Source organism: Symbiobacterium sp. (genome assembly GCF_040797425.1).
Taxonomy (GTDB): Bacteria; Bacillota; Sulfobacillia; order Symbiobacteriales; family Symbiobacteriaceae; genus Symbiobacterium.
In genome coordinates, this window is record NZ_JBFNEH010000122.1 from 1 (window position 1) to 2,185 (window position 2,185).

Here is a 2,185-nt window from a genome sequence, read left to right on the forward strand (position 1 = left end):
CCCTCGGGTTGAATGTGCAACCCGAGGGAGAGCGCCTCCTCGTCGCCCAGCGAAAGGATGTTCAGCTTCCACGAGGTGAGCAGCAGCAGGACGGCGGCGGGGACCACGGTGAGCATCAGGCTGCCCACCGCCGGCCAGGACGCGCGGTAGAAGCCGCCCATCAGCCAGAAGACGATGGCGGGCAGCTGCTCATACGGGTCGGCCACGTACTTCAGGAAGGAAAGCGCTGCCCCGAAGAAGGCCGAGACCACCATGCCGGCCAGGACCAGCATCACCACCGACTGGCCGCGGCTGGCCCGGGCGATGCCGTAGGTGAGGGCCACCGCCGCCACGCCGCAGCAGAAGGCCCAGACCTGAATGCTGCCGCCCCCGCCCGGCAGCAGGATCCCGATGGCCGCACCCAGCGCGGCGCCCGAGGAGACGCCGAGCACGTCGGGGGAGACCAGCGGGTTGCGGAACATGCCTTGAAAGAGGGTGCCCGCGCCGGCCAGGGCCACCCCGGTGAGGGCAGCCAGCAGAATGCGCGGCAGCCGGATGTAGTAGAGCACCCGCGCCGCCTCCCCCGCCGTCTGCGGGTCGAACCGGAAGGTAACGATCTGCCAGACGATCCGGAGCACCTCGCCCGGGGCAATGGCGTAGCGCCCCATCCCAAAGGAAAGCACAATCACGAGAAGCGTGAACAGCCCTGAGAAAACGAGGGCCCGCCAGCCGCGGGCCCTCCTCCTGTCCCCCCTACTCATCCAGCGTGCCACCGAGCGACGTGAAGCTCTTGCCGAAGAAGGTTTCGTGGAAGGTGTCGATCTCCTTCAGCAGGTCCACGTCGGCCATCTGCTCGGGATAGAGCGTGTGGGCCAGCCAGAGCATGCCCAAAATCGAGCGGGGCTCGGGGTAGTCCCAGGGATCCATGCTGGAGGGGAACATGTACACCCGGCCGTTCTGCACCGCCTTCACGGTCTGCAGCTGCGGGTTGTTCTTGATCTCGTCCACGGTGCAGTCGCAGTACTGCACGGCCACGATCACGTCCGGATTCCAGGCGACCACCTGCTCGGCGGAGACCTCGGAGAAGCCGCCCTCCAGCTCGGCACCCACGTTGATGCCGCCGGCAGACTCAATGATGAAGTGCTGGTACATCGTCCCCGGCACGGTGGAGAACACGCCGCTGGAGCCGACCATGTAGACCCGGAGCTTCTCCTCCTCGGGAATCGAGCCCACCTTCTCCTCCAGCATCGCCAGGGTGTCGTCGTAGTACTGGATCATCTTCCGGGCCTGCTCCTGGGTCCCCAGGATCTCACCGATGAGGCTCACGGCCTCCTTCATTTGGTCGAGGCTCTCGGGGATCAGGACGAACGCCGGAATGCCCTGCGACTCGAGCTGCTGGATCACCGGCTCGGTGTCGGAGCCGGACCAGATGAAGACCACGTCGGGCTTCACGGCCACCATCTGCTCGACGTTGAGCCCCTTCTTGTTGCCCACGCCGGGCAGGTCGAGGATCTCCGGGAAGACCGCCGTCAGGAACTCGGACTTCTGCGACGAGCTGTCCACGCCGACGATCTTGTCGCGGCCGCCGGCCGAGATCACCAGCAGGGTGCCCGGCCGCCAGGTGGTGACGACCCGGTTCACCTCGGCCGACAGCACCACCGTGCGCCCGGCCTGGTCGGTGAAGGTGCGGGTGGCGGGCTGCGCCTCCGCAGCCGGCTCAGTCTCCGGAGTGGAAGCGGGCTCGGACTGTTCCGGCGCACTTGCGGGCTGCCCGGTCGTGGCGGCAGGCGGCTGGCTGGTCGTGGATGAGGACTGCGAGCCGCCGCAGGCGGCCACCAAAAGCATGAGCAACGCCAGGAGCGGTGCAAGCATGCGAACCGTTCGGTTGCGGAGCAGCATGGCGATTCCTCCTCCATGTCCGTTGTGTCTGGGCCGGCATAACGTACCGTCTTCAGGTAATCACCTAAGAAAGGTTCTGTCAAGCCAGTAAGAAGTCGCAGAGGCCCGTTCGCACCATCGCATCAGGGCGGTGCGCATCCCCTATCACGACCCGGTCTCCGTCACCGGCCCGGCCCGCAGGACCGCCAGGCCGCCCAGCGCGCGACGCGGCGCAGGGCCCCCCCCCGGGGGCCCGGCGGGGGGCGGGGGGCGCCCCCCGCCGCCCCACCCCCCCCCCCCCCCCCCCCCCCCGGCCAAGGGTCTCTCG

2 protein-coding genes are annotated in these 2,185 nt (G+C 68.2%); both read right to left on the minus strand.

The annotated features are described in order from the left end of the window. Nucleotides 1–740 (minus strand): FecCD family ABC transporter permease (locus tag AB2385_RS16945; RefSeq protein ID WP_367656186.1); only part of this gene is annotated, 740 nt, incomplete at its 3' end. After that, nucleotides 733–1,878 (minus strand): ABC transporter substrate-binding protein, encoded by a 1,146-nt coding sequence (locus AB2385_RS16950; protein ID WP_367656187.1) that lies wholly within the window; start codon nt 1,876–1,878, stop codon nt 733–735. The genes AB2385_RS16950 and AB2385_RS16945, both read right to left, overlap by 8 nt. Nucleotides 1,879–2,185 lie beyond the last annotated feature (307 nt).